Genomic DNA, 18,762 nt, shown 5'->3' with positions numbered 1-18,762 from the left:
GACTTCACTTTATGACATCAATAGTATGACATCACAGTATGAAGTCAAGTTTCCCTTCCTTACGCCATTGTTCCAATCGTCTTCCTGAATCGCAGCAGCGCGATGGTGAAAAACGCGCCGCCAATTGCCATCAGCGTCAGGAACTGCGGCCAGACGATTTCGAATCCGGCACCACGGTAGAGAATGGCCTGTGCAAGGCTGACAAAATGTGTCGTCGGCATGGTCAGCATAATGTCCTGCACCATCTGCGGCATACTTTCGCGCGGCGTGGAGCCACCAGAAAGCATTTGCAGCGGCAGCAGCACCAGAATCACCAGCAGCCCCAGTTGCGGCATTGAACGCGCTATCGTCCCCATAAAAATGCCAATTGACGTAGTGGCAAACAGACTGAGCGCCACGCCCAGCATAAACAGCGGGATAGAGCCTTCAATCGGTACGCCCAGCACGCCTTTCACCATCAATACCAGCGATAATCCCGATACCACCAGCACCACCAGCCCCATCGACCAGACCTTCGCCATCATGATCTCAAACGGCGTTATCGGCATCACCAATAAATGTTCCACCGTGCCGTGTTCACGCTCGCGGATCAGCGCCGATCCGGTCAGCACAATCGCCAGCATGGTAATGTTGTTGATGATCGCCATCACCCCGCCAAACCACGCAGGATCAAGGTTCGGGTTAAAGCGCATCCGGGTTTCCAGCGATACCAACGGTTCGCTGTTATCACGGTAGCGCGCGACGAAACTGTTCACTTCACCGTTGATAATATTCTGGATATAACCGTTGCCAGTGAATGCCTGGCTCATGCGCGTGGCATCAACGTTCACCTGAATATCCGGCTGGCGTCCGGCGAGGACATCACGCTGAAAATTAGGCGGGATATTTATCGCGAAGGTATAGCGTCCGGCGTCCAGTCCGGCATCCATCTCATCGGCGGTGATCATCTTCGGTGGCAAAAACCACGGGCGGTAGAAGCTGTTAACGATCCGGTTCGATAGCTGCGATTGATCCATATCGGCTATGGCGATCGGCGCGAGGTTCAATGATCCTGGCGTGACGGTCGCTGACGAATACACCGACACCGTAAACGAGAAGACAATCAATGTCAGCATCGCTTTATCACCGAGCAGACTGCGCAACTCTTTGATACCCAGATTAAAAATATTGCGTAAATGGCGCATCATCCCTCCTGTTTTTTCAGCAGCAGGATGCTTAAGCCCATCACCAGCGGGATGGCTATCAGCAACGGGATAAAAAGTTGCCACAAATCAGTCAGATCCAGCGCCTTCGAGAACGTCCCGCGGGCGATAGTCAGAAAATGACTGGTCGGGTAAACCTCGCCGATCCAACGTCCAGGCCCTTCCAGCGAAGCTACCGGATCGATCATCCCGGAAAACTGTGTCGCCGGGATCAACGTGATAATCGCCGTACCGAAAATGGCGGCAATCTGGCTTTTCATAAAGGTGGAGATCAGCAGCCCCATTCCAGTGGCGATGATGATATACAGCAGCGCCGCCAGGGTGAGCGTCAGGAAACTGCCTTTATGCGGTACGCCAAACACAAACACCGACAGGGCACAGAGCAGGAAAAAGTTCAGCATCCCCAGCGCGATGTACGGCAGCTGTTTGCCAAGCAAAAATTCGCTACGGGTGGTAGGAGTCACGTAAAGGTTGATAATCGACCCAAGCTCTTTTTCCCGCACCACGCTAAGGGCGCTTAGCATTGATGGAATCATCATCAGCAGAAGCGGGATCACCGCCGGAACAATCGCTGGCAGGCTTTTTACGTCCGGGTTATAGCGATAGCGCGTCTCAATGTTCATCAGCCCGCTTTGGCTGGCAGGCGTGGATTGTCGACTCGCCACATCCTGTAGCCAGCTCTGGTGCATGGCCTGCACGTAACCTTTTACCGTTTCGGCACGGCTCGGCATTGCACCGTCGATCCAGACACCGAGTTCCACAGGCGTACCACGCGCGATATCGCGCCCGAAATTGGGTGGGATCTCAATCGCCACCGTGATATCGCCCGCACGCATCCGACGGTCAAGTTCGTCATAACTGGTGAGCGGCGGCTGTTCGATAAAGTAACGGGAACCGGAGAGATTGAGCGTCCACGCCTGGCTACTGACGGTCTGGTCGCGGTCAAGCACCGCAAAGCGCAGGTTTTCCACATCCATACTGATGCCGTAACCCATTATCAGCATCAGGATCACCGTTCCCATCAGCGCCAGCGTCGAACGTACCGGATCGCGTCGCAGTTCCAGTGCTTCGCGACGGCTGTAGCTAAACAGACGGCGCAGGCTAAATCCCTGACGCGGCGCGTGGGTAGTGTCATGTACCACAGGTGGCGCTTCGGCTTCGTTGCTCTGCCCTGCCGCCTCCTGCAAATAGGCGATAAATGCCTCTTCCAGACTGGCGGCTCCACGTTTTTCAACCAGTTCCTGCGGTGTACCGCTGGCAAGCACTTTTCCGGCGTGCATCAGTGAGATACGGTCGCAGCGTTCCGCTTCGTTCATAAAGTGGGTGGAGATGAAGATAGTCACTTTGTCCTGGCGCGAGAGATCGACCATCAACTGCCAGAACATATCCCTCGCCACCGGATCGACGCCAGAAGTGGGTTCATCGAGTATTAACATTTCCGGGCGATGAATCACCGCCACCGCCAGCGAAAGCCGCTGGCGAATGCCGAGCGGCAATGACTCCGGCAGAACATCTTCAACGTCGTTGAGCTTAAAACGCTCGCTCATTTCAGCCACTCGCGCGGGAATTTCTGCTTCCGGGATGTGAAACAAACGGGCATGTAACTCCAGATTTTGCCGCACGGTGAGTTCGTTATAGAGCGAAAACGCCTGCGACATATAGCCCACCCGACGACGCGTATCGATATCTTTTGGATCAACCGGTTGCCCAAACAGCCATGCCTCACCTTCGCTGGCGGGCAGCAGTCCGGTAAGCATTTTCATGGTGGTGGATTTACCGCAGCCGTTCGAACCGAGAAAGCCAAAAATCTCCCCGCGTGGAATGCGGAAATTGACGTGATCAACAGCGACAAAGGAACCAAAACGCATGGTCAGATCGCGCGCTTCAATGGCAATTTCTGCGTTTTCAGCTTGATACGGTGGGATCACTACCGCCTGATGCGCCTGGCGTTGCGCTTCTGGTAACAAAGCGATAAACGCCTCTTCCAGCGTGGCGCTTTGCGTTTGCTGCCGCAGCTCTTCGGCGCTGCCGGTTGCCAGCACTTCTCCGGCATTCATCGCTACCAGCCAGTCGAAGCGTTCGGCCTCTTCCATGTAGGCGGTGGCGACCAGCACGCTCATATTGCTCTGCCGCTGGCGAATGCTGTCGATCAGATCCCAGAACTGGGCGCGAGAGAGCGGGTCAACCCCCGTTGTTGGCTCATCAAGAATCAACAGTTCCGGGTCGTGGATTAACGCACAGCACAGCCCAAGTTTTTGCTTCATCCCGCCGGAGAGTTTCCCTGCCGGACGATCGCGAAACGGTGCTAACCCGGTGCTGGTCAGCAGCTCATTAATTCGCACTTCCCGCTCCGCTTTGTCGTGACCGAACAGGCGGGCGAAAAAATCGACGTTTTCATACACCGACAAGGTGTGGTAGAGGTTTTTGCCCAGCCCTTGCGGCATCCAGGCGATGCGCGGGCAAACGTCGCGGCGATGCTTCGGGTCGCGCATATCGCCGCCCAGCACCATCACGTTGCCCTGCTCAATGACACGAGCACCGGAAATCAATGACAATAAACTCGACTTACCGACGCCGTCCGGGCCAATCAGCCCGACCATGCAGCGGGCCGGAATCTTGAGAGTGATATTGTTCAGCGCAACGGTTTTTCCATAATGCTGGCTCACGCCCACCAGTTGCGCGACAGGCGGGACGGGAACCAGTTCCAGATGCGTCATTGCGGCAACCTCACCACCAGGTCTTCAGGCCACGGAAGTTCTTCACTCACCCGCACCCACGCCACGCCCGGCAAGCCCGTTTTGACATATTCCAGATGCTGCTGGAGTAATTCCGGTGGGATGCGCGCTTTGACGCGAAACATCAGTTTCAGCCGTTCATCGCTGGTTTCGACGGTTTTTGGCGTGAACTGGGCGACGCTGGCGACAAAGCTGATGGTCGCAGGAATACGCAGATCTGGCGCGGCATCGAGGATCAGCCGTGCTTCACCGCCAAGTTTCAGCGTGCCCGCCTGTTCGGTTGGCAGGAAGAAGGTCATGTAGACGTCGCTCAAATCGACCATATTCAGCACCCGACCACCTGCCGCCAGCACTTCGCCTGGCTCGGCAACCCGATACTGCACGCGTCCGTCACGCGGGGCTTTCAGTTCGCTGTCATCGATATCTGCGGCAATGCGCCGTTCAGTGGCTTGTGCCGCTTCGACGCGCGTTTGCGCCTGAATGATATTGGTGCGTGCCGCCTCTATAGCAGCTTTAGAAGCCGAAACCTGGGCTTTTGCCGATTCCAGCGCAGCACGGGCGCCTTCGGCAGCGGCGCGGTCGTCATCCAGCTGTTGCGCAGAAATAGCCCCACGATGGGCGAGCGAGCGGGAACGGGTATGACGTTTGGCTACGGAGTCCAGTTCAGCCTGGCGTTGATTAACCAGCGACTGTGCGGCACGAGTTTCACTTTGCCGCTGTTCCAGCAAAGCCTGCGCGGCGGCAACGGCACTTTGCGCCTCTTTGATTTGCGCGATGGCCTCCAGTCGCTGTTCCTGCAACACACGAGTATCCATCTTCGCCAGCACTTCGCCTTTGCGAACAAACTGGCCTTCTTTCACCAGAATGGTGTCGATACGCCCGGCAATTTTGCTGGCGATATCCACTTCCGTCGCTTCAATGCGCCCATTGCTGACGGCAAAGCCTTCCGGCACACCTGCTGGACGCAACAGCCACCACGCCACGATAGCAGCCACCGCCAGTAACCCGACAACCCACCACGCCAGATGGCGCTTAATATTATCCATAATCGACCCGCCATAATCCCTGTAAGCAATCGACGCGTGTTACAACTGCCACCGAACGACGTTCAGCGAATTATTCCATCCGGGATAAGAAGGAAACGGCAAAGGCGGCCAGGGCGCAGCAAACTGAGCGCCAACGGGGAAGGTCTGGTGAAAACGGGTAGTAATGTTGTCATCATCAGCATTCCTGGCCGTAAATGAAACACGCATACTCATAAGTGAAATCAATTAAATACTAACAGTTATATTCATGTTGTCTATTTGATTACCATCAGCTTGTGATACATCGCGATGTTCTTCTGTCCGATAGCGTTTTTAACCAAAAATCTTCTGCACAGGTTCTCAGGTACTACTGCGTAGATTTCCGTAACAGAAAACCCGATGACTATCACATAGCGTTATTATCGCCGAGGTGCAAATATTTACCGAAAGCGAAATAATTTTTTAAAAAGATGATAAAGGCTTATGTATTAAATAAAGCAGTCTCGAACAAGGTCGTTTAAAGCAACAAAATAAAAATATACTCGTCATACTTCAAGTTGCATGTGCTGCGTCTGCGTTCGCTCACCCCAGTCACTTACTCATGTAAGCTCCTGGGGATTCACTCGCTTGTCGCCTTCCTGCAACTCGAATTATTTAGGGTATAAGATAAAGATATTAACTCGGAATTTACCTTAGGATAAATATTTATTTATCAGCATTAACTCACATCTAAAACTTAACACTCCGGGCAATAAATCCGGCTATAGTAAAGTTACTTGTTACATTTGGTGGTATCTCATTGTTATATTTAACTGACTAAAAATACTACTGATACGCTTTCTTATATTAGCAGAAAGTACACATGGAGTTTAAAATGAATATATATATCGGATGGCTATTTAAATTAATCCCTTTAATTATGGGGATAATATGTATTGCATTGGGTGATTTTGTATTAGCAGGTTCCTGGCAAAGTGAGTATTTTGTGGCGGGACATGTACTTATTTCGCTTTCTGCAATATGTCTGGCGTTATTCACTACTGCATTTATTATTATTTCGCAGTTAACGCATGGTGTGAATAAGCTCTACAGCACACTTTTTCCTGTTATTGGTTACGCTGGGTCTGTCGCAACTATGATTTGGGGATGGTTGCTGCTGGCAAGTGATAATGTCATGGCCGATGAATTTGTTGCCGGGCATGTTATTTTCGGTGTTGGGATGATTGCTGCCTGCGTATCAACCGTGGCGGCGTCTTCCGGGCATTTTCTGCTAATTCCCAAAAACGCCTCGGGCAGTAAGAGTGATGGTACGCCGTTGCAGGCTTATTCTTCAACAATCGGTAATGGCTTAATTGCCGTTCCCGTTCTGCTTACTCTCTTTGGTTTCATTTGGTCAGTCGCGCTGTTACGTAGTGCAAATATCACACCACATTATGTTGCTGGTCACGTACTGCTGGGGTTAACGGCAATTTGCGCTTGTCTTATTGGTCTTGTCGCCACTATTGTCCATCAAACGCGGAATACGTTCTCAATGAAAGAGCATTGGCTGTGGTGCTATTGGGTTATTTTACTTGGCTCACTGACGGTTATTCAGGGGATCTACGTTTTAGTCAGTTCTGATGAAAGTGCCAGACTGGCACCCGGCATTATTCTTATTTGTCTGGGAATGATTTGCTACAGTATTTTCTCCAAAGTGTGGTTGTTGGCGCTGGTATGGAGACGCACCTGTTCGTTAGCCAACAGAATACCCATGATTCCGGTATTTACCTGTCTGTTTTGCCTGTTCCTCGCAGCGTTCCTTGCTGAAATTGCGCAAACCGATATGGCTTATTTTATTCCTTCGCGAGTTTTGGTTGGCTTAGGTGCAGTGTGTTTTACACTGTTTTCCATCGTTTCTATATTAGAAGCGGGGTCTGCGAAAAAATAATAGAAAAGGCTTCAGATAAGGCGTCGAGCGTCTTATCTGGACTTTGTTCAGGTAATCCCCCCCTGGTTACACCGCGAAAACGAGGGGGGGGCATTTTGCCTCTTATTCTGCCGCCAAATCCTGCGCACAAGCCCACGCACTGGACCACGCCCACTGGAAGTTATAGCCCCCTAGCCAGCCGGTAACGTCCATCACTTCGCCGATAAAGTACAAGCCCGGAACTTTACGTGCTTCCATCATCCGTGAAGAGAGTTCATTGGTGTCCACGCCGCCGAGCGTCACTTCGGCGGTGCGATAGCCTTCAGTGCCGTTAGGTTGTACGCGCCAGTCGGTCAATGTGGCAATGAGCGCCTGTTGGTCACGCACGTTGAGCTGTTTTAACGAGACGTCCGGGATCTGCCCAAGTTGTTGTAAACGCTCAACCAACCGTTTCGGCAGATGAACCGCCAGCGTGTTTTTCAGGCTCTGATTTGGATGCGCGTTACGCTGTTCATTAAGAAAAGTGTCCAGGTCGACATCCGGTAGCAGATTGATGCTGACAAATTCACCCGGTTGCCAGTAGCTGGATATCTGCAATACCGCAGGGCCAGACAAGCCGCGGTGGGTGAAGAGTAAGTTCTCACGGAACACGGTGCCGTTTTCAGCGGTTATCACAGAAGGCACCGCCACGCCCGCCAGCACCTGTAACTCCTCCAGCAACGGTTTATGCAGGGTGAATGGCACCAGGCCTGCGCGCGTCGGCAACACGTTCAGCCCGAATTGTTCGGCAATCTTATAACCAAACGGCGACGCGCCCAGCCCCGGCATCGAGAGGCCTCCGGTCGCAATGACCAGTTTATCGCAGCCTACGGTCATGCCGTTCAGTTCAAGCGTGAATCCCGCGTCATCCTTCGTCACGCTCAACACTTCGCTACGTAATCTGAAGGTCACATTGCCCTTCTCGCACTCATCCACCAGCATGTCGACAATCTGTTGAGCGGAGTCATCACAGAAGAGTTGCCCTAACGTTTTCTCGTGCCAGGCGATGCCGTGCTTATTGACCAGATCAATGAAATCCCACTGAGTAAATCGGGCAAGCGCAGACTTGCAAAAATGCGGATTCTGGCTCAGATAGGCACCTGGTTCGACATAAAGGTTGGTGAAGTTACAGCGCCCACCACCAGACATGAGGATTTTGCGCCCCGGTTTTTTGCCATTATCGATCAGCAAAACTCTGCGCCCTGCCTGACCTGCCAGCGCAGAACAGAACATACCCGCCGCGCCAGCGCCTATAATAATGGCATCAAACTTTTCCACGTTGCGTTCCTCTTAGAAAAAACGGGCGTGAATTGTAAAGATTCCTCAGTGGTCGCACCAGCATCAATATTACTTAGGGGAAGTATTTGTCTGAATTATATAAGATAATTATTTTTTGAGCGAAATTCATACAGGAGGCAAATCAAAAAAATCTATATTTCACTTTGCCCGCGCCGCGAAAGTCACTGATAATGCGCCGCGTTCATGTCCTCAAAATGGCGTAACGTCCTATGCTACATTTGTTTGCTGGCCTGGATTTGCATACCGGGCTGTTATTATTGCTTGCACTGGCTTTTGTGCTGTTCTACGAAGCCATCAATGGTTTCCATGACACAGCCAACGCCGTGGCAACTGTCATCTATACCCGCGCGATGCGTTCTCAGCTCGCTGTGGTTATGGCGGCAGTGTTCAACTTCCTGGGTGTTTTGCTGGGTGGTCTTAGTGTTGCCTATGCCATTGTGCATATGCTGCCGACAGACCTGCTGCTTAATATGGGATCGTCCCATGGTCTTGCCATGGTGTTCTCTATGTTGCTGGCAGCAATTATCTGGAACCTTGGTACCTGGTACTTTGGTTTACCTGCATCCAGCTCCCATACGCTGATTGGCGCGATCATCGGTATTGGTTTAACCAATGCGTTGATGTCCGGTACGTCAGTGGTGGATGCACTCAATATCCCGAAAGTATTAAGTATTTTCGCATCTCTGATCGTTTCCCCTATTGTCGGCCTGGTGTTTGCTGGCGGTCTTATCTTCTTGCTGCGTCGCTACTGGAGCGGCACCAAGAAACGCGCCCGTATCCACCTGACCCCAGCGGAACGTGAAAAGAAAGACGGCAAGAAAAAGCCGCCGTTCTGGACGCGTATCGCGCTGATCCTTTCCGCTATCGGCGTGGCGTTTTCTCACGGCGCGAACGATGGTCAGAAAGGCATTGGTCTGGTTATGTTGGTTCTGATTGGCGTCGCACCAGCGGGCTTCGTGGTGAATATGAATGCCACTGGCTACGAAATCACCCGTACCCGTGATGCCATCAACAATGTGGAAGCTTACTTTGAGCAGCATCCTGCACTGCTTAAGCAGGCGACCGGTGCCGATCAGTTAGTACCGGCTCCGGAAGCAGGCGCAACACAACCTGCGGAGTTCCATTGCCATCCGTCGAATACCATTAACGCGCTCAACCGCCTGAAAGGCATGCTGACCGCCGATGTGGAAAGCTACGACAAGCTGTCGCTTGACCAACGTAGCCAGATGCGCCGCATTATGCTGTGCGTTTCTGACACTATCGACAAAGTGGTGAAAATGCCTGGCGTCACTGCGGATGATCAGCGTCTGTTGAAGAAACTGAAGTCCGATATGCTGAGCACCATCGAGTATGCTCCGGTGTGGATCATCATGGCGGTCGCGCTGGCGTTAGGTATCGGTACGATGATTGGCTGGCGTCGTGTGGCGACCACTATCGGTGAGAAAATCGGTAAGAAAGGCATGACCTACGCTCAGGGTATGTCTGCTCAGATGACGGCAGCGGTGTCTATCGGTCTGGCGAGTTATACCGGGATGCCGGTTTCCACCACTCACGTACTCTCCTCTTCCGTAGCGGGGACAATGGTGGTTGACGGCGGCGGCTTACAGCGTAAAACCGTAACCAGCATTCTGATGGCCTGGGTGTTTACCCTCCCGGCTGCAGTTCTGCTCTCCGGTGCGCTGTACTGGATCTCCTTGCAGTTCCTGTAATCGCACGCATAAAAACGAGCGGGTCAGTTTACTGGCCCGCTTTTTTTATGCGTTATTACCGTGGCGCTTAATGCCAAATCACCAACGCAATCAGGCTTACCACCACCAGGCCACACAATGCGCTGGTCAGAATAAACTGACGACGCACGCGCTCGCAGCGACGGATAAACTCATCATCGTGATGATCGCGATAACGTTGAGCATAGATATACCAAACGAGACGCACCTGTTTGTTGGGTTGGCCATGTGAGGTAAAAAAGCCCCCTCCATCAACATATTGATAGAGCAATGGATCGCAATTACGCAGTACCACTAACAACGCGCGTAGTGATGAGAAATAGCGCGCCATGTTAACAATGCAAACGACACATAAAGCCCAAAATAATGCGACGGTGCTTATCATACCCCCTCCCCGGCGACCTGCCCGCGGAGTTCCCCTCCGGGGCTACCGCTCCCGATACGCTGCCAATCAGTTAACACCAGGACCTGGAGAAACCGCTTTTGTGATGACAAACATCCGAGCGGCTCTATAGATAGTGTAGGAGATCAGGTTGTTTTTTTTCCATAAGGTTAACCACTATCAATACATTCATGTAGAAAATTTGATTATCTACCTGGTAAGCAAGGCGGATTGACGGATCATCCAGGTCGCTATAAGGTAAGGATGGTCTTTTCACTGAATCTTTACGGCTGGGTTAGCCCCGCGCACGTAGTTCGCAGGACGCGGGTGACGTAACGGCACAAGAAACGCAAGCTGGCCAGTCATCGACAACTTTATGGAAGGAGTAACACTATGGCTTATAAACACATTCTCATCGCGGTCGATCTCTCCCCGGAAAGCAAAGTTCTGGTAGAGAAAGCAGTCTCTATGGCTCGCCCCTACAATGCGAAAGTTTCTCTGATCCACGTAGATGTAAACTACTCTGACCTATACACCGGACTTATTGATGTAAATCTGGGTGACATGCAGAAACGCATTTCCGAAGAGACTCATCATGCATTGACCGAACTCTCCACCAACGCAGGATACCCAATCACTGAAACCCTTAGCGGCAGCGGCGATTTGGGTCAGGTTCTGGTTGATGCGATCAAGAAATACGACATGGACCTGGTTGTTTGTGGTCACCACCAGGACTTCTGGAGCAAACTGATGTCTTCCGCGCGTCAGCTGATCAACACCGTTCACGTTGATATGCTGATTGTTCCGCTGCGCGACGAAGAAGAATAATATCTCCCCCACTTGCTCCTGGACGCCCGCTTATGCGGGCGTTCTGCTTTTTGTGTTGTACCCGAATGCGACGTGCGGGTACAAACACGGGAGTGCTCAATCAAGCCGGTGTTCATCTGCGGTCAGAAACTTCAACTACGCATCGAATAATTCAAATTTACCCACCAAAAAAAACAGCATTTAACGCCATCATACTTCAAACAATCAGCATGATTATCTGGTTATTTTTTGCTGAGATAGTGCATTAATGCATTCATTGCATCAATATTAAGAATTTTAGACATGTGTAAACTCTTTCGCGCGCAATCACTTACGCGTTCATACTTTTCATGATGGTATTGAAAGGCTAAAAATTATGAATACAACAACACCCACTGGGATGCTGCAGCAACCCCGCCCATTCTTCATGATCTTTTTTGTCGAACTATGGGAGCGATTCGGTTACTACGGCGTGCAAGGCGTCCTGGCCGTTTTCTTCGTTAAACAGCTCGGTTTCTCACAAGAACAGGCTTTTGTCACCTTTGGTGCCTTCGCTGCGTTGGTCTATGGCCTTATCTCGATCGGTGGTTATGTTGGCGACCATCTGTTAGGAACTAAACGCACCATTGTCCTTGGGGCAATTGTTCTGGCGATGGGCTACTTCATGACCGGGATGTCGCTACTCAAGCCAGACCTGATATTCATCGCGCTGGGAACAATCGCCGTCGGCAACGGCCTGTTTAAAGCCAACCCGGCAAGCCTGCTTTCGAAGTGCTATCCACCGAAAGATCCTCGTCTCGATGGCGCTTTCACCCTGTTCTATATGTCGATCAATATCGGCTCGTTGATTGCGCTGTCGCTAGCACCGGTTATCGCTGACAGATTTGGCTATTCCGTCACCTATAACTTATGCGGAGCAGGATTGATTGTCGCGCTACTGGTTTACATCGCCTGTCGCGGAATGGTGAAAGATATTGGTTCTGAACCAGATTTCCGACCGATGAACTTCAGCAAATTGTTGTACGTGCTGATGGGCAGCGTGGTGATGATTTTCGTTTGCGCATGGCTGATGCACAACGTGGAAGTCGCCAATCTGGTACTGATTGTTCTCTCTATCGTCGTGACCATTATCTTCTTCCGTCAGGCATTCAAGCTGGATAAAACCGGGCGCAATAAGATGTTTGTCGCCTTTGTGCTGATGCTTGAAGCGGTAGTGTTTTACATCCTCTACGCCCAGATGCCAACGTCGCTGAACTTCTTTGCTATCAACAACGTGCATCATGAAATTCTCGGTTTTTCCATCAACCCGGTGAGCTTCCAGGCGCTTAACCCGTTCTGGGTGGTGCTCGCCAGCCCAGTTCTGGCAGGCATTTACACGCATCTGGGTAACAAAGGCAAAGACCTCTCCATGCCGATGAAATTTACTCTCGGTATGTTTATGTGCTCGCTAGGCTTTTTGACAGCCGCAGCAGCGGGAATGTGGTTTGCGGATGCCCAGGGGCTGACATCGCCATGGTTTATCGTGCTGGTTTACTTATTCCAGAGCTTAGGTGAACTGCTTATTAGCGCCCTGGGCCTGGCAATGATTGCCGCTCTGGTGCCACAACATTTGATGGGCTTTATTCTCGGGATGTGGTTCCTTACGCAGGCTGCCGCGTTCTTGCTGGGCGGCTATGTGGCAACATTTACCGCAGTACCAGACAACATTACCGACCCGCTTGAGACGCTGCCTGTCTATACCAACGTGTTTGGTAAGATTGGTCTGGTTACACTGGCCGTTGCAGTAGTGATGCTGTTGATGGTGCCGTGGCTGAAACGCATGATTGAGACGCCGGAAAGCCATTGATTATTTTGGAAGAAAACAGGGTAGCGATAACGCTACCCTGTTTTACTTTTACGCCGGTGTACCAGCATAAATATCAAAGCGATGCCCTTTAGTGACGACCGCGTTTGGCGTGGCGACATTCGCCAGCGGCGGCGCGTAGTCCGGGCGTTTCACCACCACACGTTTGGTCGCCAGCAGCCGCGCAGGCTCCAGCAACCCATCGGCGTCGAGATCCGGCCCCACCAGTGACTGAAACACGCGCATCTCTTTTTTCACCAGCGCGCTTTTCTGCTTATGCGGGAACATCGGGTCGAGATAGACCACCTGCGGGCGCGGGGTAATATCAGTCAGCGCCGTCAGGCTGGAGGCGTGGATCAGCTGCAAACGCTCCTGCAACCAGCCGCCGATCTCCGCATCCGCATAACCACGCGCCAGGCCATCGTCGAGCAATGCAGCAACCACTGGATTACGCTCCAGCATCCGTACGCGGCAGCCGACCGAAGCCAGCACAAAGGCATCGCGCCCCAGCCCTGCGGTAGCATCGACGACATCCGGCAGATAATCGCCTTTAATGCCCACCGCTTTCGCCACCGCCTCACCGCGACCACCGCCAAATTTGCGGCGGTGTGCCATCGCCCCGCCAACAAAATCAACGTAAATGCCGCCAAGCTTTGGCTCATCGCGCTTGCGCAGTTCCAGATGCTCCGGCGTTAACACCAGCGCCATCAGGTTGTCTTCATCATGTTCCAGCCCCCAGCGGGCCGCCAGAACAGATAAGGCGCCGTCTCCGGCGCCCGTTTCATCAATTAAGCAGATTTTCACTGAATGATCAGCCCTTAATGCCGTAATGCTCCAGCATCGCATCCAGTTGCGGTTCACGACCGCGGAAACGTTTGAACAGCTCCATCGGCTCTTCTGAACCACCACGGCTCAGAATATTGTCGAGGAACGACTGCCCGGTTTCACGGTTGAAAATGCCCTCTTCCTCAAAACGCGAGAAGGCATCTGCTGCCAGCACATCGGCCCACAGGTAGCTGTAGTAGCCTGCCGCATAACCACCGGCGAAAATATGGCTGAAAGCGTGCGGGAAACGGCCCCATGACGGAGACGGTACCACGGCAACCAGTTTCTTGATTTCTGCCAGAGTTTCGAGGATTTTCGCTCCCTGATCCGGGCGGAACTCTGCATGGAGGCGGAAATCGAACAGGCCGAACTCCAGCTGACGCAGAATAAACAGCGCCGCCTGGTAGTTTTTCGCTGCCAGCATTTTATCCAGCAACTCCTTCGGCAGCGGTTCGCCGGTTTCATAGTGACCGGAGATAAACGCCAGCGCCTCAGGCTCCCAGCACCAGTTTTCCATAAACTGGCTCGGCAGTTCGACCGCATCCCACGGCACGCCGCTGATCCCGGAAACACCGGCAGTTTCGATGCGGGTCAGCATATGATGCAGGCCGTGACCGAACTCGTGGAACAGGGTGATCACTTCGTCGTGGGTAAACAGCGCCGGTTTGCCATTTACCGGGCGGTTGAAGTTACAGGTCAAATACGCGACCGGTTTTTGCAGCGAACCGTCTGCTTTACGCATCTGGCCAACGCAGTCATCCATCCACGCCCCGCCGCGCTTGTTCTCACGGGCATACAGGTCGAGGTAGAAGCTGCCGCGCAGTTCGTTGTTCTCGTCATACAGTTCGAAGAAACGTACATCCGGATGCCAGACATCAACATCTTTACGCTCTTTAGCGGTGATGCCGTAAATACGTTTCACCACTTCAAACAAGCCGTTAACCGCTTTGTTTTCCGGGAAGTACGGACGCAGCTGTTCGTCACTGATGCTGTAAAGATGCTGTTTTTGTTTTTCGCTGTAGTAAGCGATATCCCACGGCTGCAACTCATCGACGCCAAATTCGGCTTTGGCGAAGGCGCGCAGCTGCGCCAGCTCTTTTTCGCCCTGCGGACGCGCGCGTTTTGCCAGATCGGTTAAGAAATCCAGAACCTGCTGCGGGTTTTCTGCCATTTTAGTGGCAAGGGATTTAAAGGCGTAGTTTTCAAAGCCCAGCAGTTGCGCCAGTTCGTGACGCAGCGCGAGGATCTCTTCCATCACCTTGCTGTTATCCCACTTACCGGCATTCGGGCCTTGATCGGAGGCGCGGGTGCTGTAAGCGCGATACATCTCTTCACGCAGAGCCTGGTTGTCGCAGTAGGTCATTACCGGCAGGTAGCTTGGGATATCCAGCGTCAGCAGGTAACCTTCCAGTTCTTTCGCTTCGGCCTGGGCTTTTGCCGCAGCCAGCGCGCTTTCTGGCATACCCGCCAGCTCAGCTTCGTCGGTAACGAGTTTGGTCCAGCCCATCGTCGCATCAAGGACGTTGTTGCTGTACTGGTTGCCCAGCTCGGAAAGACGGGTAGCAATTTCGCCGTAACGCTGCTGTTTCTCTTTCGGCAGACCGATGCCAGAGAGTTCGAAGTCGCGCAGTGCGTTATCAACCGCTTTCTTCTGCGCCGTATTCAGCGTGGCGTAGTTATCGCCATCGCGCAGATCGCGATACGCTTTATACAGCCCTTCATGTTGCCCTACCCAGGTGCTGTATTCTGACAGCAGCGGCAAGGTTTGTTCGTAGGCTTCGCGCAGTTCCGGGCTATTTTTCACCGAGTTCAGGTGGCTGACCGGGGAGAAGATACGCCCCAGCACATCGTCCACTTCCGCCAGCGGCTGGCAGAGATTTTCCCAGGTGTACGGTGCCCCTTGCGCTACTACGCGCTCCACATTTTCGCGGCAGTCGTTCAGCGCCTTAGTCACGGCTGGAACCACATGTTCCGGGAGAATTTTAGAAAACGGAGGCAATTCAAAGGGAGTCAGTAACGGATTCGTCATAGGTACAGTCCTGGTTAAAGAGGGGAACAAAACGCTCACAGGCGCTTTCGCCGGGTGTGACACAAAGCATCTCATCCGGCGCGTAATGGCAATAGCATGGGGTTAAGTGTAGTGAATTTCAATGAGAAACGTTACGCTTTCGCGGCGGCGGCCTCTTTTCGGTATACTGTCCGGATACGCTTTTGTGCGCCCCAAATACGGGCCGATTTTTACTTACCGGAACACCTTTACCCATGCTCAGTTATCGCCACAGCTTTCACGCTGGCAACCACGCCGACGTCCTTAAACATACCGTTCAGAGCCTGATCATCGAGTCGCTGAAAGAGAAAGATAAACCGTTTCTCTATCTCGACACCCACGCAGGCGCCGGGCGTTATCAGTTAGGCAGCGAACATGCCGAGCGTACCGGCGAATATCTCGAAGGTATCGCCCGTATCTGGCAGCAGGAGGATTTGCCTGCGGAGCTGGAGCCGTACATCAATGTGGTAAAACACTTCAACCGTAGCGGTCAGTTGCGTTACTACCCTGGTTCGCCGTTGATTGCTCGCCAGCTACTGCGCGAACAAGACAGCCTGCAACTGACCGAGCTGCACCCGAGCGATTACCCGTTGCTGCGTTCTGAATTTCAGAAAGACAGCCGTGCGCGCGTGGAAAAAGCCGACGGTTTCCAGCAGCTTAAGGCCAAGCTGCCGCCGGTTTCCCGCCGTGGTTTAATCCTTATCGACCCGCCGTATGAAATGAAAACCGACTATCAGGCGGTGGTCAGCGGGATAGCAGAAGGTTACAAACGTTTCGCCACTGGCACTTACGCATTGTGGTATCCAGTAGTGCTGCGCCAGCAAATTAAGCGCATGATCCACGACCTGGAAGCGACCGGCATTCGCAAAATTCTGCAAATTGAACTGGCGGTGCTGCCAGACAGCGATCGCCGTGGCATGACCGCTTCCGGCATGATTGTGATTAACCCGCCGTGGAAGCTGGAACAGCAGATGAATAACGTGCTGCCGTGGCTGCACAGCAAACTGGTTCCGGCTGGCACCGGGCACGCCACCGTAAGCTGGATCGTGCCGGAGTAATTGCAGCCATTGCTGGCACCTATTACGTCTCGCGCTACAATCGCGGTAATCAACGATAAGGACACTCTGTCATGACTAAACACTATGATTACATCGCCATCGGCGGCGGCAGCGGCGGTATCGCCTCCATCAACCGCGCGGCTATGTACGGCCAGAAATGCGCGCTGATTGAAGCCAAAGAGCTGGGCGGCACCTGCGTGAACGTCGGCTGCGTGCCGAAAAAAGTGATGTGGCACGCGGCGCAAATCCGTGAAGCGATCCATATGTACGGCCCGGATTATGGTTTCGATACCACTATCAATAAATTCAACTGGGAAACGTTGATCGCCAGCCGTACCGCTTATATCGACCGTATTCATACTTCCTATGAAAACGTGCTCGGTAAAAATAACGTTGATGTAATCAAAGGCTTTGCCCGCTTCGTTGATGCCAAAACGCTAGAGGTAAACGGCGAAACCATCACGGCCGATCATATTCTGATCGCCACCGGCGGTCGTCCGAGCCACCCGGATATTCCAGGCGTGGAATATGGTATTGATTCCGATGGTTTCTTCGCCCTTCCTGCTTTGCCAGAGCGTGTAGCGGTTGTTGGCGCAGGTTACATCGCTGTTGAGCTGGCGGGCGTGATTAACGGCTTGGGCGCGAAAACGCATCTGTTTGTGCGTAAACATGCGCCGCTGCGCAGTTTCGACCCGATGATCTCTGAAACGCTGGTTGAAGTGATGAACGCCGAAGGCCCGCAGCTGCACACCAACGCCATCCCGAAAGCGGTGGTGAAAAATGCCGATGGCAGCCTGACGCTGGAGCTGGAAGATGGTCGCAGTAAAACGGTGGATTGCCTGATTTGGGCGATTGGTCGCGAGCCTGCCAATGACAACATCAACCTGGAAGCCGCTGGCGTTAAAACCGACGAAAAAGGCTATATCGTCGTCGATAAATATCAAAACACCAACATTGAAGGTATTTACGCGGTGGGCGATAACACGGGTGCAGTGGAACTGACACCGGTGGCAGTTGCAGCGGGTCGCCGTCTCTCTGAACGCCTGTTTAATAACAAGCCGGATGAGCATCTGGATTACAGCAACATTCCGACCGTGGTCTTCAGCCATCCGCCGATTGGTACTGTTGGTTTAACGGAACCGCAGGCGCGCGAGCAGTACGGCGACGATCAAGTGAAAGTGTATAAATCCTCTTTCACCGCGATGTATACCGCCGTCACCACTCACCGCCAGCCGTGCCGCATGAAACTGGTATGCGTTGGACCAGAAGAGAAGATTGTCGGTATTCACGGCATTGGCTTTGGTATGGATGAAATGTTGCAGGGCTTCGCGGTGGCGCTGAAGATGGGCGCAACCAAAAAAGACTTCGACAACACGGTTGCCATTCACCCGACAGCGGCAGAAGAGTTCGTGACAATGCGTTAAATGTTAAAGGGCTAAGAGTAGTGTGCTCTTAGCCCTTAATTACGTTTCCGCTATCAGTTCAGAAGCTGAAGCAGGAAGCGGATCAGTTCCAGCAGCGCAATTAACGCCCCAAGAACGATGATTGCTTTATCAATCACCCGTTTTCTCCATGCGATGGAGTGAGAATGCATCCGCTTACTCATCCACTGCCTGTCACGGCGCATGCCTCATTGTTAGATGTGGGCAATCTCACTCCGGCCAGAGCATCAGTTAACGGCACCACCCGTACCACTGATCAGGACTTTGAAAGCGTTTATGCGCATTGCCAGAGTGAAAATGCCTCAGAGCCAACTGGATAATCATACAGTGAAATTAGGCTAAATAACCAGCATAACCTTGCAATGTATCCTTTAAGGTAATAGCATGGAAAAGTTAGATGTGGGCATTCTCACTCCAGTCAGAGC

At 52.6% G+C, this 18,762-nt stretch carries 15 protein-coding genes; 6 read left to right on the top strand and 9 right to left on the bottom strand.

Translation table 11 applies throughout. From position 1 onward, the window contains the following. Positions 1-59 precede the first annotated feature (59 nt). The 4 genes from FEK42_RS09290 to FEK42_RS23020 form a co-directional block, all read right to left on the bottom strand. Entirely contained in the window at positions 60-1,184 is a 1,125-nt protein-coding gene (locus tag FEK42_RS09290) for an ABC transporter permease (protein WP_135493140.1), read from the bottom strand. Beyond that, positions 1,184-3,919 (bottom strand): ribosome-associated ATPase/putative transporter RbbA, encoded by a 2,736-nt coding sequence (rbbA, locus tag FEK42_RS09285; RefSeq protein WP_138211812.1) that lies wholly within the window; start codon positions 3,917-3,919, stop codon positions 1,184-1,186. Before rbbA ends, FEK42_RS09290 begins: the two co-directional genes overlap by 1 nt. Continuing rightward, on the bottom strand, positions 3,916-4,983 hold the full coding sequence (locus FEK42_RS09280) for an HlyD family secretion protein (RefSeq protein WP_135493089.1): 1,068 nt from the start codon (positions 4,981-4,983) through the stop codon (positions 3,916-3,918). The genes rbbA and FEK42_RS09280 overlap by 4 nt, the downstream gene beginning before the upstream one ends. Before the next feature lie 62 nt (positions 4,984-5,045). Further along, positions 5,046-5,159 carry a hypothetical protein gene (locus FEK42_RS23020; protein ID WP_214251098.1) on the bottom strand — a complete coding sequence of 38 codons (114 nt, stop codon included), beginning with the start codon at positions 5,157-5,159 and terminating at the stop codon, positions 5,046-5,048. A gap of 677 nt (positions 5,160-5,836) precedes the next feature. Between FEK42_RS23020 and FEK42_RS09275 the strand changes: the two genes are divergently transcribed. After that, a complete protein-coding gene (locus tag FEK42_RS09275; RefSeq protein WP_135493090.1) occupies positions 5,837-6,889 on the top strand; it encodes a DUF2776 family protein in 1,053 nt (350 codons plus the stop codon). Positions 6,890-6,991: 102 nt separating this feature from the next. On the opposite strand, the gene FEK42_RS09270 is transcribed toward FEK42_RS09275, so the two are convergent. After that, positions 6,992-8,185, bottom strand: coding sequence for an NAD(P)/FAD-dependent oxidoreductase (locus FEK42_RS09270; RefSeq protein WP_138211811.1), 1,194 nt, complete (start codon positions 8,183-8,185; stop codon positions 6,992-6,994). Between the two features lie 230 nt (positions 8,186-8,415). Here FEK42_RS09270 and pitA point away from each other — a divergent pair, with 230 nt between their 5' ends. Then, positions 8,416-9,915: an inorganic phosphate transporter PitA gene (gene pitA, locus FEK42_RS09265; RefSeq protein ID WP_130209156.1), complete on the top strand. Its 1,500-nt coding sequence runs from the start codon at positions 8,416-8,418 to the stop codon at positions 9,913-9,915. Positions 9,916-9,982: 67 nt separating this feature from the next. Here pitA and uspB read toward each other — a convergent pair whose 3' ends face one another. After that, positions 9,983-10,318 (bottom strand): universal stress protein UspB, encoded by a 336-nt coding sequence (gene uspB / locus FEK42_RS09260; protein WP_124038640.1) that lies wholly within the window; start codon positions 10,316-10,318, stop codon positions 9,983-9,985. Between the two features lie 390 nt (positions 10,319-10,708). On the opposite strand from uspB, the gene uspA reads away from it, so the two are divergent. Both uspA and dtpB read left to right on the top strand, forming a co-directional pair. Continuing rightward, the gene (gene uspA, locus FEK42_RS09255) at positions 10,709-11,143 is read left to right on the top strand and encodes a universal stress protein UspA (protein WP_000323571.1); all 435 of its coding nucleotides are present in this window, start codon (positions 10,709-10,711) and stop codon (positions 11,141-11,143) included. Positions 11,144-11,498: 355 nt separating this feature from the next. Further along, the gene (gene dtpB, locus FEK42_RS09250) at positions 11,499-12,968 is read left to right on the top strand and encodes a dipeptide/tripeptide permease DtpB (RefSeq protein ID WP_130209158.1); all 1,470 of its coding nucleotides are present in this window, start codon (positions 11,499-11,501) and stop codon (positions 12,966-12,968) included. Between the two features lie 48 nt (positions 12,969-13,016). Here the strand turns inward: dtpB and rsmJ are convergent, their stop codons facing one another. Further along, positions 13,017-13,769, bottom strand: a complete 753-nt coding sequence (gene rsmJ / locus FEK42_RS09245; RefSeq protein ID WP_130221308.1) for a 16S rRNA (guanine(1516)-N(2))-methyltransferase RsmJ — start codon at positions 13,767-13,769, stop codon at positions 13,017-13,019. Between the two features lie 7 nt (positions 13,770-13,776). Further along, on the bottom strand, positions 13,777-15,819 hold the full coding sequence (prlC, locus tag FEK42_RS09240; RefSeq protein ID WP_135493091.1) for an oligopeptidase A: 2,043 nt from the start codon (positions 15,817-15,819) through the stop codon (positions 13,777-13,779). A gap of 233 nt (positions 15,820-16,052) precedes the next feature. On the opposite strand from prlC, the gene rlmJ reads away from it, so the two are divergent. Together rlmJ and gorA are read left to right on the top strand one after the other, a co-directional pair. Beyond that, complete coding sequence (gene rlmJ, locus FEK42_RS09235) at positions 16,053-16,895, top strand: 23S rRNA (adenine(2030)-N(6))-methyltransferase (RefSeq protein ID WP_130209162.1); 843 nt, start codon at positions 16,053-16,055, stop codon at positions 16,893-16,895. A 71-nt stretch (positions 16,896-16,966) separates the two neighbouring features. Further along, complete coding sequence (gene gorA, locus FEK42_RS09230) at positions 16,967-18,319, top strand: glutathione-disulfide reductase (RefSeq protein ID WP_135493092.1); 1,353 nt, start codon at positions 16,967-16,969, stop codon at positions 18,317-18,319. Positions 18,320-18,372: 53 nt separating this feature from the next. Here the strand turns inward: gorA and dinQ are convergent, their stop codons facing one another. Continuing rightward, positions 18,373-18,456 (bottom strand): damage-inducible type I toxin DinQ, encoded by an 84-nt coding sequence (dinQ, locus tag FEK42_RS09225; RefSeq protein WP_001295215.1) that lies wholly within the window; start codon positions 18,454-18,456, stop codon positions 18,373-18,375. Positions 18,457-18,762: the final 306 nt, after the last annotated feature.

The sequence above is a fragment of the Escherichia sp. E2748 genome (assembly GCF_005781125.1).
Lineage (GTDB): Bacteria > Pseudomonadota > Gammaproteobacteria > Enterobacterales > Enterobacteriaceae > Escherichia.
Note: the sequence above shows the minus strand (reverse complement) of the source record. Positions and strands in the feature narration are given on the sequence as shown.

Excerpts from the sequence above, each read along its gene's own strand:
- uspB (WP_124038640.1), bottom strand. The coding sequence starts at position 10,318 with ATGATAAGCACCGTCGCATTATTTTGGGCTTTATGTGTCGTTTGCATT.
- pitA (WP_130209156.1), top strand. The coding sequence starts at position 8,416 with ATGCTACATTTGTTTGCTGGCCTGGATTTGCATACCGGGCTGTTATTA.
- dtpB (WP_130209158.1), top strand. The coding sequence starts at position 11,499 with ATGAATACAACAACACCCACTGGGATGCTGCAGCAACCCCGCCCATTC.
- rlmJ (WP_130209162.1), top strand. The coding sequence starts at position 16,053 with ATGCTCAGTTATCGCCACAGCTTTCACGCTGGCAACCACGCCGACGTC.
- FEK42_RS09290 (WP_135493140.1), bottom strand. The coding sequence starts at position 1,184 with ATGCGCCATTTACGCAATATTTTTAATCTGGGTATCAAAGAGTTGCGC.
- FEK42_RS09275 (WP_135493090.1), top strand. The coding sequence starts at position 5,837 with ATGAATATATATATCGGATGGCTATTTAAATTAATCCCTTTAATTATG.
- FEK42_RS23020 (WP_214251098.1), bottom strand. The coding sequence starts at position 5,159 with ATGATGACAACATTACTACCCGTTTTCACCAGACCTTCCCCGTTGGCG.
- rbbA (WP_138211812.1), bottom strand. The coding sequence starts at position 3,919 with ATGACGCATCTGGAACTGGTTCCCGTCCCGCCTGTCGCGCAACTGGTG.
- prlC (WP_135493091.1), bottom strand. The coding sequence starts at position 15,819 with ATGACGAATCCGTTACTGACTCCCTTTGAATTGCCTCCGTTTTCTAAA.
- FEK42_RS09280 (WP_135493089.1), bottom strand. The coding sequence starts at position 4,983 with ATGGATAATATTAAGCGCCATCTGGCGTGGTGGGTTGTCGGGTTACTG.
- uspA (WP_000323571.1), top strand. The coding sequence starts at position 10,709 with ATGGCTTATAAACACATTCTCATCGCGGTCGATCTCTCCCCGGAAAGC.
- gorA (WP_135493092.1), top strand. The coding sequence starts at position 16,967 with ATGACTAAACACTATGATTACATCGCCATCGGCGGCGGCAGCGGCGGT.